The organism is Microbacterium resistens NBRC 103078, assembly GCF_001552355.1.
Classification (GTDB): Bacteria; Actinomycetota; Actinomycetes; order Actinomycetales; family Microbacteriaceae; genus Microbacterium; species Microbacterium resistens.
The window spans coordinates 47474-65459 of record NZ_BCRA01000010.1; the positions used below are offsets into that span (position 1 = coordinate 47474).

At 71.7% G+C, this 17986-nt stretch carries 15 protein-coding genes and 1 tRNA gene; 9 read left to right on the forward strand and 7 right to left on the reverse strand.

Going from position 1 to position 17986, the window contains the following annotated elements; translation table 11 throughout:
• Positions 1-7 precede the first annotated feature (7 nt).
• Both rhaI and MR1_RS01920 read right to left on the reverse strand, forming a co-directional pair.
• Positions 8-1174 (reverse strand): L-rhamnose isomerase, encoded by a 1167-nt coding sequence (rhaI, locus tag MR1_RS01915; protein ID WP_067242887.1) that lies wholly within the window; start codon positions 1172-1174, stop codon positions 8-10.
• The gene (locus MR1_RS01920) at positions 1171-3951 is read right to left on the reverse strand and encodes an alpha-L-rhamnosidase (protein WP_067242888.1); all 2781 of its coding nucleotides are present in this window, start codon (positions 3949-3951) and stop codon (positions 1171-1173) included. The genes rhaI and MR1_RS01920 overlap by 4 nt, the downstream gene beginning before the upstream one ends.
• A gap of 263 nt (positions 3952-4214) precedes the next feature.
• Between MR1_RS01920 and MR1_RS01925 the strand changes: the two genes are divergently transcribed.
• The 3 genes from MR1_RS01925 to MR1_RS01935 all read left to right on the forward strand — a co-directional run bounded on the left by MR1_RS01925 (position 4215) and on the right by MR1_RS01935 (position 8914).
• On the forward strand, positions 4215-5516 hold the full coding sequence (locus tag MR1_RS01925) for an MFS transporter (RefSeq protein ID WP_217996164.1): 1302 nt from the start codon (positions 4215-4217) through the stop codon (positions 5514-5516).
• A gap of 38 nt (positions 5517-5554) precedes the next feature.
• Entirely contained in the window at positions 5555-7828 is a 2274-nt protein-coding gene (locus MR1_RS01930) for an alpha-L-rhamnosidase (RefSeq protein WP_067242889.1), read from the forward strand.
• Positions 7829-7918: 90 nt separating this feature from the next.
• Positions 7919-8914, forward strand: a complete 996-nt coding sequence (locus tag MR1_RS01935) for a LacI family DNA-binding transcriptional regulator (protein WP_067242891.1) — start codon at positions 7919-7921, stop codon at positions 8912-8914.
• A gap of 27 nt (positions 8915-8941) precedes the next feature.
• On the opposite strand, the gene MR1_RS01940 is transcribed toward MR1_RS01935, so the two are convergent.
• Entirely contained in the window at positions 8942-9556 is a 615-nt protein-coding gene (locus MR1_RS01940; protein ID WP_067242893.1) for a MarR family winged helix-turn-helix transcriptional regulator, read from the reverse strand.
• A gap of 140 nt (positions 9557-9696) precedes the next feature.
• Between MR1_RS01940 and MR1_RS01945 the strand changes: the two genes are divergently transcribed.
• The 5 genes from MR1_RS01945 (at position 9697) to MR1_RS01965 (ending at position 13592) form a co-directional block, all read left to right on the forward strand.
• Positions 9697-10635 carry a transporter substrate-binding domain-containing protein gene (locus tag MR1_RS01945; RefSeq protein WP_067242895.1) on the forward strand — a complete coding sequence of 313 codons (939 nt, stop codon included), beginning with the start codon at positions 9697-9699 and terminating at the stop codon, positions 10633-10635.
• Positions 10635-11543, forward strand: a complete 909-nt coding sequence (locus MR1_RS01950; protein WP_067242897.1) for an amino acid ABC transporter permease — start codon at positions 10635-10637, stop codon at positions 11541-11543. Before MR1_RS01945 ends, MR1_RS01950 begins: the two co-directional genes overlap by 1 nt.
• The gene (locus MR1_RS01955) at positions 11540-12337 is read left to right on the forward strand and encodes an amino acid ABC transporter ATP-binding protein (RefSeq protein ID WP_067242899.1); all 798 of its coding nucleotides are present in this window, start codon (positions 11540-11542) and stop codon (positions 12335-12337) included. The genes MR1_RS01950 and MR1_RS01955 overlap by 4 nt, the downstream gene beginning before the upstream one ends.
• Positions 12334-13296 (forward strand): aldo/keto reductase, encoded by a 963-nt coding sequence (locus tag MR1_RS01960; RefSeq protein WP_067242901.1) that lies wholly within the window; start codon positions 12334-12336, stop codon positions 13294-13296. The genes MR1_RS01955 and MR1_RS01960 overlap by 4 nt, the downstream gene beginning before the upstream one ends.
• Positions 13297-13500: 204 nt before the next feature.
• Positions 13501-13592: transfer RNA gene (locus tag MR1_RS01965), tRNA-Ser, on the forward strand.
• A 56-nt stretch (positions 13593-13648) separates the two neighbouring features.
• Here the strand turns inward: MR1_RS01965 and MR1_RS01970 are convergent.
• Together MR1_RS01970 and MR1_RS01975 are read right to left on the reverse strand one after the other, a co-directional pair.
• Positions 13649-14461 carry an NAD(P)H-dependent oxidoreductase gene (locus MR1_RS01970; RefSeq protein ID WP_067242903.1) on the reverse strand — a complete coding sequence of 271 codons (813 nt, stop codon included), beginning with the start codon at positions 14459-14461 and terminating at the stop codon, positions 13649-13651.
• Positions 14462-14558: 97 nt separating this feature from the next.
• On the reverse strand, positions 14559-15149 hold the full coding sequence (locus MR1_RS01975; protein WP_255218067.1) for a TetR/AcrR family transcriptional regulator: 591 nt from the start codon (positions 15147-15149) through the stop codon (positions 14559-14561).
• 113 nt (positions 15150-15262) lie between these two features.
• Here MR1_RS01975 and MR1_RS01980 point away from each other — a divergent pair, with 113 nt between their 5' ends.
• Entirely contained in the window at positions 15263-16111 is an 849-nt protein-coding gene (locus tag MR1_RS01980; RefSeq protein ID WP_067242906.1) for a phosphotransferase, read from the forward strand.
• A 21-nt stretch (positions 16112-16132) separates the two neighbouring features.
• On the opposite strand, the gene MR1_RS01985 is transcribed toward MR1_RS01980, so the two are convergent.
• Positions 16133-17503: an HNH endonuclease signature motif containing protein gene (locus MR1_RS01985; RefSeq protein WP_067242908.1), complete on the reverse strand. Its 1371-nt coding sequence runs from the start codon at positions 17501-17503 to the stop codon at positions 16133-16135.
• Positions 17504-17586: 83 nt separating this feature from the next.
• Complete coding sequence (locus tag MR1_RS01990) at positions 17587-17775, reverse strand: hypothetical protein (RefSeq protein WP_067242909.1); 189 nt, start codon at positions 17773-17775, stop codon at positions 17587-17589.
• Between the last annotated feature and the right edge of the window lie 211 nt (positions 17776-17986).

Below are 17986 nucleotides of genomic sequence, written 5' to 3' on the forward strand. Positions count from 1 at the left end.
CCCGGGCTCAGGCGCCCCAGCCGGCCTGGGCGCCGCCGACGCGCTCGGCGGCGATCCGCTCGGCGTACCCGGAGGCGGCATAGGCGGCCATGGGGTCGGCGGGGAGGCCGCGGGACTGGCGCCATTCGGCGAGAGCGGGGCGCACGTCCGTGGCGAAGGCGTCCATGAAGACGGCGTTCGCGCCGAGGACGTCGCCCGCCCGCTGCGCGGCCGCGAGCGCCTCGCGGTCCAGCAGCAGCGCGCGCGCCGTCATCTCCTGGACGTTGAGCACCGAGCGGATCTGCCCGGGGATCTTGTCCTCGATGTTGTGGCACTGGTCGAGCATGAAGGCCACGTCGGCGTTGTTGAGCGCGCCGCCGCGGATCACCTCGACCAGGATGCGGAACAGCTGGAACGGATCCGCCGCGCCGACGATCAGATCGTCGTCCGCGTAGAAGCGGCTGTTGAAGTCGAACGATCCGAGCCGGCCGAGGCGCAGCAGCTGCATGACGATGAACTCGATGTTCGTCCCGGGGGCGTGGTGGCCGGTGTCCAGGCACACCATCGCCTTCTCGCCGAGCGCGACGACCTGGGCGTAGCTCGTCCCCCAGTCCGGCACGTCCGTGTGATAGAACGCCGGCTCGAAGAACTTGTACTCGAGCACGAGTCGCTGGTCGTCCCCGAGGCGGTCGTAGATCTCCTGAAGAGAGTCGTGCAGGCGGTCCTGCCGGCTGCGCATGTCGGCCTGCCCGGGGTAGTTGGATCCCTCCGCGAGCCAGATCTTGAGGTCCCGGCCGCCGGTCTGGTCCATCACGTCGATGCAGGCCAGGTGGTGGTCGATCGCCTTGCGGCGGATCCGCTCGTCCTCGTGGGTGAGGGCGCCGAGCCGGTAGTCGTCGTCCTGGAACGTGTTGGAGTTGACCGTCCCGAGGGCGACGCCGTGATCCTCCGCATGCCGGCGGAGGTCGGCGAACGAGTCCACCGTGTCCCACGGGATGTGCAGCGCGACGGTCGGGGCGAGGCCGGTGTGCGCGTGCACCTGGGCGGCGTCGGCGATCTTCTCGTACGGGTCCCGCGGCGTGCCGGGGCTGCCGAAGACCTTGAAACGGGTCCCGGAGTTCCCGAACGCCCACGAGGGGAGCTCGATCGCCTGCTTCTCCAGGGCGCTGAGGACGTCGGAAGGGAGTGCGGTCATGATGCGGTGCTTTCTTCGCTACGGAGGAGGCGGACGGTGTGGGTTCCGGGGCCGAGGTCGTCGTCGGCGTCGACCCGCCAGCCCGGGCCGGCGTCCAGGCGGGCGCGCACGCCGATCGGGATCTCGACGGTCAGATCCGCGTCGGCGTCGCGGCGGCGCCAGTCCACCGCGATGCGCCCGGCCGGCGCGTCCACGTGGGCGCGGCAGTGGTCGAGGGGGCCGTCGAGGTCGGGCGAGATCCGCGTGACCCGGTAGCCGGGCTCGATCGCCTCGATCCCGGCCTGTCTCCGCATGATCCAGTCGACGACGCAGCCGAAGGCGTAGTGGTTCATCGACATGCGCTCGACGGTGCCGTCCTCGTGCACGGCGTGCCAGGACTCCCAGATGGTGGTCGCGCCGTGGTCGACCTCGTACAGCCAGGACGGCGCGGTGTCCTGTGTGAGGAGCGTCCGGGCGAGGTCGCGGTGGCCGTTGTCCCACAGCACGTCCAGCAGGAAGGGCACGGAGACGAACCCCGTGTCGAGGTGGTCGCCGGCGGCGTGGACGAGCTCGACCAGGCGCTCCACGACGCGCGGGCGGATCTCGGCCGGGACGGCGTCGAAGGCCAGCGCGAGGACCGCGATCCCCTGCATGTCCGGTCCGATGCGCCCGTCCTCGCCCACGTACTCGGCGGCGAAGGCGGCGCGGACCGCGGCCGCCTGCTCCCGGGCCCGCGCGGCGGTGTCGTGCTCGCCCAGCGCGGCGGCGCTGGCCGCGTACAGGTCGAGCGAGCGGATCTGGAACAGCGGGCCGGTCAGCTCCGCGGTGAGCTGCGGAGCGAGCATGATGGCAGAGAACTCGTCGAGCCCCGCCGCCTCGGGGCGCGAGCCGTCCAGCGTCGACGGCGCGAGCCAGTCCCCGAAGTTCGGCTGGCCGTTCCACAGCAGGCGGTGGCGGGCGAGCACCTCCTCTGACGCGGTGTCGGGATCGATCCGGGAGGGATGGGTCGCCGCCGCGTCCGCGGTCTGGTACTCGACCCACGCCCGCATCGCGTCCAGGTTGTCGCGCAGGAACCGCGGGTCGCCGTAGTGGCGGTACAGCTCCCAGGGCGCGATGGTGATCGCGTCCGCCCACCCGGCGGCGGCATGGATGCCGCCGAGCCCCGCGTTCGGGCGCGTCGGGTCGTCCATCGCCGGCGGCATCGGGACGATGATCGGCACCACGCCGTCGTGGGCGGCCTGGTCCACCCGGACGTTGCGCAGCCAGCGCTCCAGGAACGCCGCGACGCCCATCAGCGTGGCGGCCGTCGGCACGAAGATCTGCAGGTCGCCCGTCCAGCCGGCGCGCTCGCGCTGCGGGCAGTCGGTCGGGACGGCGAGGAAGTTGGACCGCTGCGACCACACCGTGTTCTCCACGAGGCGGTCGAGCCGCGGATGGGAGGACGTGAAGGACGCGGTGGCCTCCAGGTCGTTGGCGATCACGACCGCCGTGAAGTCCGCGGGATCCGGGGTCCCCGGGTAGCCGATGAGCTTGACGTATCGGAAGCCGTGGAAGGTGAACAGCGGCTCCCACTCCTCGCCCTCCGAGCGCCCGGCCAGCACGTACTCGTCCGCCTGGTCCTTGTTGACGCCGAGGATGTTGTCCAGGAAGTTCCCCTCCGCGTCCACGACCTCCGCGTGCTCCAGACGGACGACGGTGCCGCGCTCGCCGCGGACCCTCATGCGCACGCGCCCGGCCAGCACCTGGCCGAAGTCGACGACGGTCTCGCCGGAGGGGGTCGTGAGCACGGCCTGTGCGGGAAGCTCGCGGACGCGGCGGATCGGCTCTCCGACGAACGGGACGAGGGGGACCTCGACGGGAACGAGCGCGCACGGCGCCCCGTCGGCGAACGCGTCGTCGCCGTCCGGCGTGTCCCACCCGTCGATCTCCGCGCGGGCGTCGTGGCGTTCGCCGATGAAGATGTCGGACCAGTCGATGGGGCCGCGGACACTGCGCACACCCTCGTCCGGGCGGATCACATGCTGCGATCCGTCGGCGAGGTCGACCTCCAGCCGCCAGGTCGCGCGCAGGACGTCGCCGTACTGCGCGCTGCGCCCGAGGATCGAGATCCGCCCGGCGTACCATCCGTCGCCCAGGATCACCCCGAGCACGTTTCGGCCGGGACGCAGGAGCGCGGTGACGTCGTGGGTCATCACGGAGATCTCGTGCTGGTAGCTCTCGTAGCCGGGGGCCAGCAGACCGTCGCCGGCGGGGCGGCCGTTCACGGACGGATGGTGCACGCCCTGGCTCGTGATGCGCAGTCGAGCGGACACCGGCGCGGACGGCAGGTCGAAGCTCTGCCGGAGGTACCGGGGCGGGTGCAGGCGGTCCCCGGGCGGCGTGGCCGTGTCGGCGGCGGCGAAGACCTCCGGCCCCAGCTCCAGCGGGCCTTCGACGAGGACCGGCTGCTGCGGGGGCTCGACCCACGCGGCGTCCCAGTCGGCGAGACCGATCCCGAAGGTGCTCGAGGCGGTGGCGACCGTGCCGTCGTCGCCGCGCACGGAGAGGTCCCAGCGGTACTCGGCGCCGGGCTCACCGCTGAACCCGGCCAGCTCCGCGGCGGACTCGGCGGAGTCGAGCCAGTCGGTGTCGTGGACGGGCTCTCCGTCCCGGGCGCGGGTGACGCGGATCCGATGCGCGCGCGGCAGGATCCGGGTCCCCTCGGCCGAGAGGCGCCAGGTGAGCCGCGGGCTCGTACGGCGCAGGGCCAGCGGGCGCACGAGGTGATCGGCCCGCAGGTCGGTGAGGAGGAGAGGCATCGACGGCTCCTTTGCTCTGAATCGATTCAAGTCTGAGATGAATGTAATGCGGAAGACCGAAGGGGGTCAAGTCGGTCAGAATGACGTGAGCGCCTGGCGTCAAGCCTCTTCCTCGAGACTGGTTGTGAATCGATTCATTCCCTGCTAGCGTGCAGTCACCCTCCCGATTCGCCCGGCGCCGGAACCCCATCCGGCGTCACCGACCGGGCCGCTCGCGTTCACACGCTCACGTTCATTCACACGCTCACGTTCAAAGGAGAACCATGGCCGTCGAAGCTCCCGCCGTCCGCCGCCCCAACCCGTGGTGGGTCGGCATCGTCTGCGGCATGGCGTCGTACATCGACGCCGCGACGATCGTCGCGACCGGCATCGCCCTCGTCATCTACCAGCACACGATCGGGATCACGCCCGAGCAGATCGGCATCCTGTCCGGAGTCCTGACCCTCGGCATCGCCGCCGGAGCGGTGTTCGGCGGCCGCCTCGGCGACCTGCTGGGCCGGCGCCGGGTGTTCCTCGCCACGATGGTCCTCGTCATCATCGGCATCGCCCTGCTCGTCTTCGGCGACAGCTTCCCGCTGCTGCTGGCCGGCGTCATCCTCGCCGGGGTCGGGACCGGGGCGGACCTGCCGGTGTCCCTGTCCACCATCGCCGAGGCGGCGACGGAGAAGAACCGCGGCGCCATCATCGGGCTCTCCAACATCCTGTGGGTCGTCGGCATCCTCGGAACCGTGATCATCTCGACGATCGCCGGCGGATGGGGGCGTCTGGGTGGTCAGCTGCTGTTCGCGCAGGTCGGCGTCATCGCCGTCCTCATCTTCCTCGCGCGCCTGACCATCCCCGAGTCCCCGTCGTGGCTCGCGGCGCGGGACGAGCGCCGCCGGGGCGTCGCGACGATCCGCGCGGACCGCGCCTCGGTGCGGGATCTGCTGCGCCCGCCGTACCTGGCCCCGTTCGTCGCCCTGCTGGTCTTCTACACGCTCACCAACGTCGGCGCGAACACGGGCGGCCAGTTCGGCACCTACCTCGCGGTGAACGTCGCCGGGATCTCCGTCGAGACCAACTCCGCGCTGGGCCTCCTGACGTTCCCGATCGGCCTGCTCTGCGGCCTCTGGTTCATGCGCATCGTCGACGGCGCACACCGCATGACCTACTTCACGATCGGAGCCGTGATCCTCCTGCTGGGCTACCTCACCCCGGCCCTCCTCGGGTTCTCGCTGCCCACGATCGTCGCGATGAACGTCTTCATGGGAATCGGCGGGGCGTTCGCCTTCGAGGGGATGATGAAGGTGTGGACGCAGGAGTCGTTCCCGACGCTGCTGCGCACCACCGCGCAGGGGAGCATCATCGCCGTGGCGCGCGTGGTCGCCGCCCTGCTCGCGTTCGTGACGCCCTCGCTGGTCGCGGTCAGCCCGCAGGGGCTCTACGGCGTCCTGAGCGCGGTGGTCGCGATCGGGCTCGTCGTCGCCCTGCTGGCCTTCCGCGGCCAGCGCCGCAACCAGTTCGAGGAGGAGGCGCGGCGCGATCCGGAAGCGGCGACCGCCGCCGTGCCGACCCCTCAGCCGTGACCGCGCCCGCCCGCCGCCCCGAACAAGGAGATCCCCGTATGACGACCCCCCTCGACGCCGCCGCGTTCCTCACCGCGCCCGCCCCGCGCGACCGGGCCATCCGGTTCACGCGGGACGTCGAACCGGCTCGCCCTCGGGCCGAGGTCCGCAAGGCCGAGCTCGTCGCCACCGCACTGGGCGTGTACGAGGCGAGCATCGATGGCCGTGCCGTCTCGTCGTCGGTCCTCGATCCGGGGTGGAGCGCGTACGAGTGGCGGCTGCCGTACCAGACCTGGGATGTCACCGACCTCGTGCGCGACGGCAGCGGGCCGATCCGGCTCGGCCTGCACCTCGGCAACGGCTGGTACCGCGGGAAGCTGGGCTTCGAGGGCGCGGACATCGACTACGGCGACCGGATCGCCGTCTGCGCGGCCCTCCGCCTCACGTTCGCGGACGGCTCCGTGCAGAGCGTCGAGACCTCGGAGGGCGGCTGGGCGGCCCAGGGGTCCGAGACGACCCGCAACTCCCTCTACAACGGGCAGACCATCGACGCCCGGCTCCGGGGCGGCGGAGGCGGCGAGGCCGGGGAGACCCTCCCCGGGGAGGCGCTGCCCGTGGAGGCGCTGGCGGTGGACCGCGCGCGACTGGTCCCGCAGAGCGGTCCGCCCGTGGTCCGGCACGAGGCGATCCGCCCGGTGAGCATCGACCGGTCGCCGTCGGGACGCCTTCTCGTCGACTTCGGGCAGAACCTCGTCGGATGGATTCGGGCGCGCGTGCGCGGCCCGCGGGGCACGGAGGTCACGATCCGGCACGCGGAGGTCCTCGAGCACGGCGAGCTCGGCACGCGACCGCTCCGCGCCGCCGAGGCCACGGACGTGTTCGTGCTGTCGGGCGGGGACGACGTCTTCGAGCCGACCTTCACGTTCCACGGCTTCCGCTATGCCGAGGTCGAGGGCTGGCCGGGCGAGCTGACGGCGGACGACCTCGAGGCCGTCGTGGTGCACTCGGAGATGCGCCGCACCGGCTCCTTCTCCTGCTCCGACCCGCTCGTCGACCGCCTGGTCGAGAACGTCGTGCAGGGGCAGCGGGGCAACTTCCTGAGCGTGCCGACGGACTGCCCTCAGCGCGACGAGCGCCTGGGGTGGACGGGCGACATCGCGGCGTTCGCGGCGTCGGCGGCCTTCGTCTACGACGTCGCGGACTTCCTGGACGACTGGTTGCGCGATCTGCGGGCGGAGACCGAGAACGCTCCCGATCGGTTCGTCCCGATCGTCGTCCCCGACGCGTTGAAGTACGCGTACTTCGGCGAGGACTTCGCGTTCCCCGAGATGGGGCCGACGGCCGTCTGGGGCGACGCGGCGGTGTGGGTGCCGCAGGCGCTGTGGCACGCGTACGGGGATCGGGACCGGCTCGCCGCGCACTATCCGGCGATGGTCCTGCATCTCGAGTCGGTGCAGCGGATGCTGTCGCCCGACGGGCTCTGGGACCGGGGGTTCCAGTTCGGCGACTGGCTCGACCCCGATGCGCCGCCGGAGAACCCCGCGGCGGCGAAGGCCGATCCCCACGTCGTGGCGACCGCGTGCCTGTACCGCTCGGCGTCGTTCGCGGCGGAGGCGGCGGCGGTCCTCGGGCGGAAGGAGGACGCCGAGCGATGGGCGGACCTCGCCGAGCGGACGCGGACCGCCTTCCGCGAGAACTACGTCGACGGCGGGCGGATCCGCTCGGACTGCACCACCGTCTACGCGCTCGCCATCTGCTTCGGGCTCCTGGAGGAGGAGGACCGGGTGCGGGCGGGGGACCGGCTCGCGGAGCTGGTCCGACAGGGCGGCTACCGGGTGACCACCGGGTTCGCGGGCACGCCGTTCGTGACCTGGGCGCTGTCCGAGACCGGGCACGTCGCGGACGCCTATCGGCTGCTGCTGGAGCGGGAGTGCCCGTCGTGGCTGTACCCGGTGACGATGGGGGCGACGACGATCTGGGAGCGGTGGGACTCGATGCTCCCGGACGGGTCGATCAACCCGGGGGAGATGACGAGCTTCAACCACTACGCGCTCGGGGCCGTCGCCGACTGGATCTTCCAGGTCGTGGGAGGCATCCGTCCGGCCGAGCCGGGATACGCCCGGATCCGGATCGAGCCGGTGCCGGGTCCGGGGCTGACCTGGGCGCGGACGCGGTACGCCTCGCGGGTCGGCGACATCGAGGTGTCCTGGCGGACGGACGGGGATCGGTTCGTGCTCGACGCCGTGATCCCGGACGGCGTCCCCGCGGACATCGTGCTGCCCGACGGCACGACGCACGAGGTGGTCGGCGGGGAACACCGTTTCGCGGCCTGACCTGCGTCGCGCTGCGAGTCCGGCGGGCGCCGGGCGGACCGTGCGGTCCGGCGCCCATGCCCTAGGCTCGCTGTGCGAGAAGGGGGCGCGATGGCGGTGAGCGTGCGTGAGGTCGCCGAGGACGCCGGGGTGTCGGTCGGGACGGTGTCGAACGTGCTCAACCGCCCTGAGCGGGTCTCGGCGGACACGGTCGCGCGTGTCCACGCGGCGATCGAGCGGCTCGGCTACGTCCGCAACGACGCCGCGCGGCAGCTGCGCGCCGGCCGCAGCCGCACGATCGGACTCGTCGTGCTCGACATCCGCAACCCGTTCTTCGCCGAGGTCGTCCGCGGCGCGGAGGGGCGCGCCGAGGAGCACGGGCGCAGCGTGCTGGTCGCCAACAGCGACGAGAAGGCGGAGCGCGAGGCGACCCACCTCGCGCTGTTCGAGGAGCAGCGGGTGTCGGGCGTGCTCATCACGCCGGTGGGAGACGCGACGCCGCTGCTCGGCCGGATGCACCAGCGCGGCATTCCGTCGGTCCTGGTGGACCGGCGCTCGAGCGACCCGCGCTTCGCCTCGGTGTCGGTGGACGACGGAGAGGGCGGGCGCATCGCGGCCGCGCACCTGCTGTCCCTCGGTCGCCGACGACTGGCCTTCGTGGGCGGACCGCTGACGCTGCCGCAGGTCTCGGACCGTCTCAGCGGTGCGCAGTCCGCCGCGGCCGAGGCGGGGGCGGCGATCGAGTTCCTCGCCACCCGTGCGCTGACCGTGGAGGAGGGGCGTCGTGCGGGGGAGCTCCTGCTGCAGCGCGCGCCCGCGGAGCGGCCGGACGGCGTCTTCGCGGCGAACGACCTCGTCGCGCTGGGGATCCTGCAGAGCATGGTGATGACCGGGGGCGCTCGCGTTCCGGAGGATCTCGCCCTCGTCGGCTACGACGACATCGACTTCGCGGCGGCCGCCGTGATCCCGCTCTCCTCGGTGCGCCAGCCCGCGTCGCTCATCGGCGCGACGGCCGTCGATCTCCTGCTCGGCGAGGGGGAGGGGCTGGCGGAGCCGGTCCGGTACCGGCCGGAGCTGGTCGTCCGCGCCTCCACCACCGGGCGCTGAGCCCGGCGATCCGGGCGCGGATGTCGCTCAGCGCGCGTCGTCCGACGGTTCCTCGGCCTCGAGGAGCCGTGCGTCCGGGGCATGCGACGCCGCGTAGGACATCAGCTTCTCGAGGATCTGCATGAGCTGCGCGTACTCCTTCGCCGTGAGGGCGTGGAGCAGCTCCGACTCCTTGGCGTTGCGCGCGAGGAACGCCTCCCGATAGACCTCCTCGCCGTGCGGCGTGACGGCGTGGAGCACCGCCCGGCCGTCCTTCGGGGAGGGCGTGCGCGAGATCATCCCGTCGACGATCAGGGTGCGCACCGCCGACGAGACCGCGGCCCTGCTCATCCCCGAGTAGTCGGCGATCTGCGCCTGTGTGAGAGGGCCGGCGAGCATCAGCGTCAGCAGGATGCGCTGACCCGCCGTGGAGGGGGCGCGATGGTCGGCGAGGCCGGATCTCGCGAGCTCGCTGAGGGTGCCTGTGGCCCGCCGCAGCCGCATCACGAGGCGGGACGCGTCGGCGTCGACGCCGGGGAAGTGCTCGCCGAGGACGCGGTAGGCGTAGTGGGTGAACCACCAGTCCGCGAGGACCGGATCGTGTCGCGGCTCGCCGTTCTCATCTGTCCAATGGACGCCGCTCGTGGCTTCGCCGTCTTCCAACGGACCTCCCTGTCTCGGTGCCCATGCTGACACAGCCTCGGTATCGAGCATAACTAAACAAAACAAAGTCTTGACTAAATTGCGGACCCGTGTCGATACTGAGGGCGAAGCCACTCATGGGCTGCGAAGGAGGAGAACCCATGCAATTCCCCCGTACGACGAGAACCCTGGCCGTCCTGTCCCTGGTCGCGCTGGCGCTTACCGGCTGTGCCGCGGGCGGCGCGGGCGGAGCCGACGCCGACGACGCCGGCGAGGAGATGGCGCCCGCGTTCGCGCTGCCGACGGACATCCGGACCCCGACCGGCGAGAAGGGACAGTTCGCCGATCTCGTCCCCGCCGACGAGGACGGCGTCTGGATCGCCGCCGGCTCCGGGCAGGTCGCACCGCTGCAGTACGTCCCCGAGGGCGGGGACTCGATCATCGGCATCGTCGCCGACCTCACCGCCGAGTACGCGCACCGCCTCGACCTGGAGCTGAAGATCGAGCAGGTCTCCGGCGGCGGCACGATGCCGGGCGTCGAGTCCGGGCGGTACGACGCCGCGCTCGCCGCGGGCGACTTCGCGGAGCGGCGGACGACCGTCAGCTTCGTCGACATCCTCAAGGGCGGCACCGCGCTGCTCGGCAGCGCGCTCGCGCCGGCCGACATCAGCGGCGTCGAGGACCTCTGCGGCCACTCGCTCGCCGTCACCATCAGCTCGATCCAGCAGACGCGTGCCGACGAGGAGAACAAGGCCTGCACGGACGCCGGCAAGGATCCGATCGACATCCAGGCGTACGACTCCGTGCAGGCCGCGGTCCTCGCCGTGCAGTCGCAGCAGGCGGAGGTGGCGTGGTCCGACATCTCGCCGATCAACGTGATCCTCGCCGAGACGCCCGGGCAGTTCGAGCTCGTGGGCGACCTGATGTGGTACGCCCCGTACGGGGTCGCGATCGCCGCCGACCGCGCCGACATGGCGGAGGCCGTCCGCGCCGCCCTGCAGAGCATGCTCGAGGACGGCACCTACGCCGAGATCCTCGCGCGCTGGGGCAGCGAGAGCCTGGCGATGGACGAGATCGAGATCAACGGATCCGAGTTCTGATGACCACCGTCGCGGAGAAGACGCGGACGGGCCCTCCGGAGCCGGTGCTGGCCACGCCGCACATCGGCCGCCGGCGTCTGTCCTGGTGGATCTGGGGCCTGGTCGGCGCGTTCGTCCTGGTCGGTGTCGTGCACTTCATGGTGACCACGCCCGGGTGGCAGTGGAACCTCGTCGGGGAGTACCTCTTCAAGGAGGAGATCCTCCGCGGGGTCATGAACACGATCTGGCTGACCCTGCTGTCCGCGGTGACCGGACTTCTCGCCGGAGGCGTCGTCGCCTACCTGCGGATGTCGGAGAACCCGGCGCTGAAGGCCGCAGGGACCGTGTTCATCTGGCTGATGCGGGCGATCCCGGCCCTCGTCGTCCTGCTGTTCATCTTCTTCCTGGGCGCGCTCGTCCCGCAGCTGACCATCGGCATCCCCTTCACGGACATCGTGTTCTTCTCGGTCAAGACGAACGACGTGATCAACAAGTTCACCGCCGCGCTGATCGGGCTGACCCTGATCCAGGCCGCCTACGTGGGGGAGATCTACCGGGCCGGGATCCTCTCCGTGCCGAAGGCGCAGTACGAGGCGGCCGGGGCGATCGGGATGACGAAGGCGCGCGCCATGCGGCGGATCATCATGCCGCAGGCGATCCGGGTCATCATCCCGCCGCTGAGCAACGAGCTGATCACGCTGTTCAAGAGCACGTCGCTGGTGTCGGTGATCGGCTTCACCGAGCTGCTGACCTCGGTCCAGCTCGTCTACGGGCGGACCTACCAGACGATCCCCATGCTGCTCGTCGCCTGCCTCTGGTATCTCGTGCTCACGAGCATCGCGATGGTCGGCCAGAGCGCGCTCGAACGCCACTACTCGCGGGGATTCGTCCGTCGATCCAAGCTCAAGGCCCCGGAGGTGCCGGCATGACCGAGACGATCCTCACCGTGCGCGGCCTCGTCAAGGAGTTCCACGGCACGGCGGTGCTCCGCGGCGTGGACCTGGACCTCGCGCGGGGACAGGTGGTCAGCATCATCGGGCCTTCGGGGTCCGGGAAGTCCACCCTGCTGCGGTGCCTCAACCAGTTGGAGGAGACGGACGGCGGAGAGATCCGTCTGCGCGGCGAGCGGCTCGGCATCGAGACCGTCCGGGGGCGCCTCATGCGGGTCCGGGAGCGGGACGTGGTGCGCCAGCGCCGCCCGTTCGGGATGGTGTTCCAGCACTTCAACCTCTTCCCACACATGACCGCTCTCGCGAACGTCTCGGAGGGACCGGTGCAGGTGCTCAAGGTGCCCCGTGCCCAGGCCGAGTCCGCCGCGAGGGAGGAGCTCGCCCGAGTGGGGCTGTCGGGGCACGCCGGGCATTACCCGACGGAGCTCTCCGGCGGCCAGCAGCAGCGGGTCGCGATCGCCCGGGCGCTGGCGATGCGCCCGGAGATCATGCTCTTCGACGAGCCGACCAGCGCCCTCGACCCCGAGCTCGTCGGCGAGGTCCTCGACGTCATCCGAGGCCTCGCCGCGGAGGGCATGACCATGGTGGTCGTCACGCACGAGATGGAGCTCGCCCGCGAGATCTCCGACGTCGTCGTGGTGATGGACGCCGGACAGATCGTGGAGACCGGTCCACCCGACCAGGTCTTCGCCGCACCGCGCTCGGACCGCACCCGGCGGTTCGTCGCGAAGCTCATCGCCGCACAGCAGGCAACCGACAAGGAGAACGCATGAACACGGCAACCATTGGCACGACGGACATCGAGGTCTCCCGGCTCTCGCTGGGATCCTGGTACACCTACTCGCGGCTGAGCTTCGAGGCCGGGGTGGACCTGGTCCGCAGCGCCCTGGATCTCGGGATCACGTTCTTCGACGTGGCGTACTACCGCAACTCCCCGCACACCGAGATGATCTTCAGCCGGCTGATCCGCGAGGCGGGTGCGCGCCGTGAGGACTACCAGCTCGCCGAGAAGCTCTGGTACTTCAACTATCCGTCGGAGTCCCTCAGCGACCAGACCGACCGCATGCTGCGCCGGGTGGACGAGGAGTATGCGGACGTCCTCATCATCGAGCACCCCCGTCCCGGGATGAGCGTGGAGAAGCTCGTCGACGAGGTCACCGAGGTCGTCGACAGCGGACGCGCCCGGTGCTGGGGCGCGCTGAACTGGGTGCCGGAGGACCTGCTCGCCGCGCACGAGCACGCCGCCTCGATCGGCAAGCCCGGGCCGCAGCTCGCCCAGCTGAAGTACTCGATCGTCCGTCGCAACGTGGTGGAGGACCAGTACCGCGAGGTGGTCGCGCGCACGGGGATGAGCATCCACGCGTCCGACACCATGGAGGGCGGCATCCTCGCGGGGATCCTGGAGCCGGAGCGCCACATCGGGATCGACGTGGGCGACATCCGGGCCCAGATCAAGGCGACCGTGCCGGCCATCGTCGAGGCGGCGGAGGGCCTCGGGATCACGCCCGCCCAGTTCTCGCTCGCCTGGTGCCTGACGAACCCGCAGGTGGCGTCGCTGCTGTTCGGCGCGACGCGTCCCGAGCGGCTGCGGGAGAACGCGGAGGCGGTGCGCATCGCCGCCGAGCTCGGCGACCGCATCCGCGAGGCGGCGGAGGGGCTGGGGATCGACGCGCACGCGCTCGACGCCCCGTACACCCACGACCGCGCGCTGATCGGCGACTACGTCGCCTGACCGCCCGGGCGGTCCCCCGTCCGGACGGGCGGGTCATCCGATCGCACGGGTGGGGATCGCACGGGTGAGGAGAGGGTCCGTGACGCCGAGCGTCGCGGACCCTCTCGCGCGTCGGTCGGGCCGTGCGCGTCCGCGGACGGTTCGCGACCTCGCCTCGGAGCCGTTAGGATGGTCAGGCGTGTCCGTTCCTCGGAGCGGGCGCACGGAGACGTCGCATAGTCAGGCCTAGTGCACCACCCTGCTAAGGTGGAGTCCCCTCACGGGGACCGAGGGTTCAAATCCCTCCGTCTCCGCCACACTTCTTCAGGTTCGGCGCGGTCCGTTCAACCTCCGATCCGGCCGAGCCGCAGCGTCACGCGGACCGGCCCTCGGGCTCGGCGAGGTGGATGCCGAGGTCGGTCCGGCCGGGGTGGATGTCGTCTCGCAGTGCTCGCGTCCCCCGGTACTCGCCGTCGCGGAGCCGCCGGAAGGGGCGTCCGGGCTCGTCGTCGAGGTGCTGCAACCGGTCGGTGAGGCGGCGGATCTCCCGCTCGAATCCGTCGGTGCCGAGTCCGTCGGCGTCATGCACGACGTGCAGCGCGAGCGACTCGATCCCCACGTACCAGAGCGCGCCGTGCGTCAGCGGGAACAGCAGAGAGTCCAGGTCGCCGCTGATGCCGCGCGGCCCGATCGAGCGCTCGTCCTCGCCCGCGGTCACGATGACGAGGGCGCGTCGCCCGGCCAGGCCGCCGTCACCGTAGCGGCGGGGGATGCCGAGCTCCGGATCGGCGTCGCCGTACGCGAAGCCGTTGGCGAGGACGCGGTCGAGCCAGCCCTTCATGATCGCCGGAACCCCGTACCACCAGAGAGGGAACTGCAGCACGAGCAGCTCGGCGGCGGCGAGCTTGGCCTGCTCGGCCTGCACGTCTGCCGGCAGCAGCCCCTGTTCGTACGCCACGCCCTGCAGCTCCACGACGTTGCCCGGGCGCCCGTCCTCGACGGCGAGGTCGCGATCGGAGAGGACGGGGTCGAATCCCTGCGTGTACAGGTCGGAGGTCGCGACCTCATAGCGGCGGGACAGAGCCTCCGTGCCGGCGTCGAACAGACGGCGATTGAAGGACGTGCCCCGGGGGTGCGCGAGAACCCAGAGCGCGTGTCCCGGGCGCGGAGGGTGGTGGATCGTCATGGGAGTCCTCTCGATCGGTGTTCCGTCTGTGGGGTTCTGTCTGTCGGGTTCTGTGGGCCGCGAGTGGTCTGTTGCGGGCCGGGTCCGCGCCCTGCGTTCAGCCGCCGGCGACGGTGACGATGATGCGCGCCAGGGCTCGTCGAGCGCGACCCTCATCCAGCTCGCCGGCGAGCGAGGCGCGGGAGAGCGCGTCCGCGGCCCCGGCCACGGCGTGAAGCCCCGCGGTGTCGACGGGCGTCCGGGCGACCGGCGTCAGCGCCGAGCGGCACTTGGCGAGATACGCGTCGGTGGCGTCCCAGCGGAGCCGCTCAAGGGTGGGCGAGCCGGTGAGGGCGGAGAGGACGTCGGCCAGTTCGCGCCCCTCGGCTCGCGCGCAGTCCAGGTACGCGCCGGCCATGAGATCCGCGACGGCGTCCAGGTCCGGCTCGACCTGTGCGAGCGCCGCATCGAGGGCGGCATGCTGACGGGCGTCGAACTCTCGGTACAGCTCGGCCAGCACCCCCGAGCGGTCCCCGAAGTGGTCGTAGACGAGGGGCTTGGCGACCCCCGCCCGCTCGGCGAGACGGCCGAGCGTGAGCCGGTCCGTCCCCTCCTCGCGGATCAGATCGCGCGCCGCGGCGAGCAGCTGGGCGCGACGCTGCGCCTTCGGCAGCCGCCGCGGGAGAGGCGGCGTCTCGTGTGGGGGCACTGCTCCTCCGTTCAGGGCGAGACGTGACGGTCGCACGTAACTTACCATTCGTAGCTTACTCTTGGTAACCTCGGGCTGAGTGGCAAGGGCCGCGTTCAGGAGGGAGGCCCGTCGTGTCCGAGTCGATCCGTGCGCTCGACGCCGCCAAGGCCGTCTGCGCGGGCCTGGGTCTGCCGGTCGCGCAGGTGTCGATCCTGCAGGAGGCGAACCGGCTCACGCTGCGGCTGCGCCCGGCCGACATCGTCGCCCGGGTCGGACGGGGCGAGCATGCCGCCGCCCGTCTCGAAGTCGAGCTCGCGCAGGCGCTCGCCGACGCCGGGTGCCCGGTGGGGCGCGTGGACCCCCGCGCGGACCCGCGCGTCTACGTGCAGGACGGGTTCGCCGTGACGTTGTGGGAGCCTCTGGACCGGGTGGCATCGGCGGCGACGGCACGCGAGTACGCGGACGCCCTCGTGCGGCTCCACGCGGGCATGCGGACCGTCGCGACATCGGTCCCGCGGTTCACCGCGCGGGTCGCCGCCGCCCTCGACGTCGTCGGGAGCCCGGCCCTGTCGCCGGAGCTCGGCGACGGGGATCGGGAGTTCCTGCGCGGTCGCCTGATCCACCTCGGACGAGCGATCCACGATCGCGGCACCGAGCAGCTGCTTCACGGCGAGCCGCACCCGGGGAACGTGATCGCCACCGCCGCGGGAGCCCGGTTCATCGATCTCGAGACCGTCTGCCGGGGTCCGGTCGAGTTCGATGTCGCGCACGTCCCGGCGGAGGTCGCCGAGCTCTACCCCGGCCTCGACCGCAGCCTGCGTGATGACTGCCGGGAGCTCGTCCTGGCGATGGTGGCGGCGTGGCGCTGGGAGAGGGGCGACCGGTTCCCGAACGGTCCGCAGGTCAGGCAGGAACTCATGGACGTGCTTCGGTCGGGGGCCCCCTGGCCGACGCTCGACGCGTTGCGCAGCGCGGAGTGAAGGCCCCGTCATCCGCGGCGGTCAGACGAACTGGACGCGGGGTGTGGGGTGGTCGGTGTGGGTTCGTCCGGTGGGGTCGGTCCAGATGAGGGTGCCGTCGGGGCTCTGTGTCGCGGACCATCTCCACCGGTCGTCGTGGTGGGGGTGTTTGAGGGCGTGGTGCCCGGCGCAGAGGCAGGCGAGGTTGGTGATGTCGGTGGGCCCGCCGCGGGCGTGGTCCTGGGTGTGGTCGGTCTGTGTGCGGCGGGCGGGCATGCGGCATCCGGGGAATCGGCAGTGTTGGTCGCGGGCGCGGAGGTGGCGTCGCATGCGTTCGGTGGGGGTGTAGGAGTCGGTGCGGGTGAGCATTCCGGTCGGGTCGAGGAAGAGGCGGTCCCATCGCTCGGCGTCGGCGGCCAGCGTGCGGACGAGGGCGGGGTCGGCGGGGCCGTGACCGTCGTGTTCGGCGGGCCGGTCGTCGTCGCCGTGGAGGGTGGTCGCGGCGATGGTGACCTGGACGGTTCCGCGGATCGCCTGGGTGCCGGTCTCGGTGAGGGTGTCGGTGGTGGCGGCGAGGAGGAGGTCCGCGGCGATGTCGGCGCGGATCTGGTCGAGCGTGCGGTCGTCGGTGAGGGGTTCGTCGAGGTCGGCGACGAGGTGTTCGAATCCGGTGAGCTCTTCCCATTCCGCGGGCGTCGGCGGCGTGGTCCCGTCGGGGCCCTGGGGGCTGTCGGGGCCCGGGGGACTGTCGAAGGCGCCGCAGTCTTCGGCGGCGCGGAGCATGCGGATCTGTCGCCCGATGCCGGTGAGGCGGTCGTGCACGGCGTGCGCGATCGGGGAGGGGAGGAGCAGGGAGAGCCAGCTCATGCCGTCGTCGGCGTCCGTGACGGTGACGCGTCGCCCGGCGCGGGCGCGGGCGAGGCGTTCGGTGATCGTCCGGGGCGACACGGATGCGGCGACGGAGCGGGCGAACGCCTCGGTGCGTGCCGGTGTCTCCGCGGCGGCGTACGGGATGACCTGTTCCTCGTAAGCGGCGTGCGCGGCGTGGTCGTGGAGGTCCAGGGCCTGTGCGGCCTGCACGATCGCGGACGCGTGCCGGGCGCTGATCCGGCCCTGGGCGAGAGCGGACATCGTCGCGGGAAACCGGTCCCGAAGCGCCCACCCGGTGCCGAGCGCCTTCGCCGCCGCCGTCCGGGACAGGTGCAGCGCGGCGGAGATCTCCGCGAACATCGACCGTTCCGCCTGCTCGAACCCGGCACTCCCCGCCGGCATCTCACGCAGCAGCAACTCGACGCGCTCGCCCAGCAGTGCCGCCTTCTCCGCCTCCCGGACCGCGATCTCCGCATCCAGCGCACGGCACCGCTCTACGATCTCCCGGCTCCGGAGGAGGTATGCGTCCTGGACTCCCGACATGACCTCAGCCTAGTACATATGTTCGAAACTCGCCAAGGGTCTGTGGGCAACGTCCCGTCGGAACGGCGCGCCCTGCCCAGGGTTCAGGCGGCCCCGCGCGACGGATCCCTCGGGTGAAGGAACACGGCGATGAGGGCCGCGGCGCCGATCGCGATCCCGGCATTGACGCCGAGCGCGACGCGCAGCCCGGGTAGGAGGGACGCCGTCACGACCGCGGTGACGACGGCGGACATCACCGGGGCGCCGAGGGCGATGCCGATCTGCTGGCTCATCGTGACCAGCTCGGTCGCCGGTCTCGTCTGAGCCCGTCTCCCCCGAGGGGCCCGGGGCGCCGGGATCGGAGGTCCTTAGCGGCCCCGAGTGCGGCACGCCCGCCGAAGCCCCCTCCGCCCGCCGAAACCCCCTCCTGCGTACGGATGTGGGAGGGGGTCTCGACGAGGAGAGGGGGTTTCGCGGGTAGGCCGGCCGGGCGGGCGGCGAGCC

Excerpts from the sequence above, each read along its gene's own strand:
- rhaI (WP_067242887.1), bottom strand. The coding sequence starts at position 1,174 with ATGACCGCACTCCCTTCCGACGTCCTCAGCGCCCTGGAGAAGCAGGCG.
- MR1_RS01920 (WP_067242888.1), bottom strand. The coding sequence starts at position 3,951 with ATGCCTCTCCTCCTCACCGACCTGCGGGCCGATCACCTCGTGCGCCCG.
- MR1_RS01925 (WP_217996164.1), top strand. The coding sequence starts at position 4,215 with ATGGCCGTCGAAGCTCCCGCCGTCCGCCGCCCCAACCCGTGGTGGGTC.
- MR1_RS01930 (WP_067242889.1), top strand. The coding sequence starts at position 5,555 with ATGACGACCCCCCTCGACGCCGCCGCGTTCCTCACCGCGCCCGCCCCG.
- MR1_RS01935 (WP_067242891.1), top strand. The coding sequence starts at position 7,919 with ATGGCGGTGAGCGTGCGTGAGGTCGCCGAGGACGCCGGGGTGTCGGTC.
- MR1_RS01945 (WP_067242895.1), top strand. The coding sequence starts at position 9,697 with ATGCAATTCCCCCGTACGACGAGAACCCTGGCCGTCCTGTCCCTGGTC.
- MR1_RS01950 (WP_067242897.1), top strand. The coding sequence starts at position 10,635 with ATGACCACCGTCGCGGAGAAGACGCGGACGGGCCCTCCGGAGCCGGTG.
- MR1_RS01955 (WP_067242899.1), top strand. The coding sequence starts at position 11,540 with ATGACCGAGACGATCCTCACCGTGCGCGGCCTCGTCAAGGAGTTCCAC.
- MR1_RS01960 (WP_067242901.1), top strand. The coding sequence starts at position 12,334 with ATGAACACGGCAACCATTGGCACGACGGACATCGAGGTCTCCCGGCTC.
- MR1_RS01970 (WP_067242903.1), bottom strand. The coding sequence starts at position 14,461 with ATGACGATCCACCACCCTCCGCGCCCGGGACACGCGCTCTGGGTTCTC.
- MR1_RS01985 (WP_067242908.1), bottom strand. The coding sequence starts at position 17,503 with ATGTCGGGAGTCCAGGACGCATACCTCCTCCGGAGCCGGGAGATCGTA.
- MR1_RS01990 (WP_067242909.1), bottom strand. The coding sequence starts at position 17,775 with ATGAGCCAGCAGATCGGCATCGCCCTCGGCGCCCCGGTGATGTCCGCC.